Genomic DNA, 1,608 nt, shown 5'->3' with positions numbered 1-1,608 from the left:
AATTTCTTGAAAGATCGGAAAAGTTGTATGCATTGGCTATAAATTACAGATAGATAGTAAGGGTCGAAGTATAACAGAAACCTTAAAGGGAGGAGTGCAGTTTTTACGACTTAATCGACGTTACACCTCTTACTTTATTCTGGAAATAATATAGTCACTAATCGCTGTAAGTTGCTGAACATTTTTGTCGCCGAGATTACTCAGCGCGTTGATAGACTCTTGGTGTAGCGCTATAAGTTTTTCTTTAGCGCCCTCTAAACCAAGCTGGGCAGGATAGGTCGGTTTGTTTAGCGCGATGTCAGCACCTTGGGTTTTTCCAAGTGTTTGGGTGTCACTGATAATATCCAGAATGTCGTCTTGAACCTGGAAAGCTAAGCCAATAGCCTGTGCGTAGTTGGTTAGCGCTTCATATTCTTGTTTCGTCACGCCTGACGGGCTGCTTAGCGCGCCTATTTGTACAGAGGCTTCAATCAGGGCACCAGTTTTATGTCGATGCATGTTTTCAAGCTGGCTCAGAGACAAGGTTTGCCCGACAGAGTTAAAATCGATTGCTTGCCCTAGCACCATTCCTCTGGCACCACTTGCTTTTGTCAGCAGCTGGATCATTTTGATCTGGCTTTCGAGACCAAAGTGTTTGGCTTGGCTGAGTAATTCAAAGGCCATTGCTTGTAAGGCATCACCTGCCAGAATAGCCGTGGCTTCATCAAACGCTTTATGGCAGGTGGCCTGACCTCTCCTCAAGTCATCATCGTCCATCGCGGGTAGGTCGTCGTGGATAAGAGAGTAGGCGTGAATAAATTCAATTGCACAGGCTGCATCCATTGCCTGCTCTGCCTGAACTGCAAAGCAGTTGGCTGTCGCTAAGGCTAAAATGGGTCGAATGCGCTTGCCTCCCATTAAGGTGCTATATCGGATCGCTTCGCCCAAGTGAGAGTTTGGCGCGCAAAACTGATCCAGGCGCACCTTAAGTGCTGTATTAATTTGAGACTGATATTCTCTCAGAAAGCTTGGGATACTACTTGAATTATCGTTCACGGTAAGAAGTCTTGTATTGATCGGGTCTTGGGCTAGGCGTCAGTATTGCTTTGCTCTTGGAGCGCATTTAACTCAAAGCCATTGTCGCTTTGAGTTAATACAGATACGCGTTGTTGAGCGCTCTTCAAGGTGTTTTGGCAGTCTTTGCTTAGCTTGACGCCTTGTTCAAAAGCGTCAAGAGATTGTTCCAAAGATAGCTGTCCTTGCTCCATTTTATTGACGATTTCTTCGAGAGCTTGTAGTGAAGTTTCAAAGTCATTAATTGAATCGGAAGAGGACATAAAAATCTCAACTAAAAAAGAGGTAAAAAACAGGAACTTTCAATTTTTCGGGCTACACTAATTGTAAATTAATATGTATTAGTGTGACTACTGCCAGGCGACATAGATCGTTTGATCACGTAAACCTAATCGAACAATTATACATACAGATGAAACTTCCTTGTAACAAAATCACGTAATTATTTTCTTTTTAGCGTGCTTGGAAGTGTCTTGAATTAATAGTCAATTTCAATAGTTGAAGGCATTAAGTGGCACATCTGTAAGATGGGAATTTTTTTCTAGGAGCGTTTAG

The 1,608-nt window shown here is 42.9% G+C and carries 2 protein-coding genes; both read right to left on the bottom strand.

What is annotated here, in order from left to right; all coding sequences use genetic code 11:
- Positions 1–129: 129 nt before the first annotated feature.
- Positions 130–1,035: a polyprenyl synthetase family protein gene (locus tag A3729_RS17950; protein ID WP_068516336.1), complete on the bottom strand. Its 906-nt coding sequence runs from the start codon at positions 1,033–1,035 to the stop codon at positions 130–132.
- Positions 1,036–1,067: 32 nt separating this feature from the next.
- A complete protein-coding gene (locus A3729_RS17945) occupies positions 1,068–1,316 on the bottom strand; it encodes an exodeoxyribonuclease VII small subunit (protein WP_068515370.1) in 249 nt (82 codons plus the stop codon).
- Between the last annotated feature and the right edge of the window lie 292 nt (positions 1,317–1,608).

Source organism: Oleiphilus sp. HI0043 (assembly GCF_001634935.1).
The sequence above is the reverse complement of the archived record's forward strand: the minus strand, read 5'-3'. Positions and strand labels throughout refer to the sequence as shown.

What these genes read in the sequence shown, in the direction of transcription:
- A3729_RS17945 (WP_068515370.1), bottom strand. Translation starts at nt 1,316, where the DNA reads ATGTCCTCTTCCGATTCAATTAATGACTTTGAAACTTCACTACAAGCT.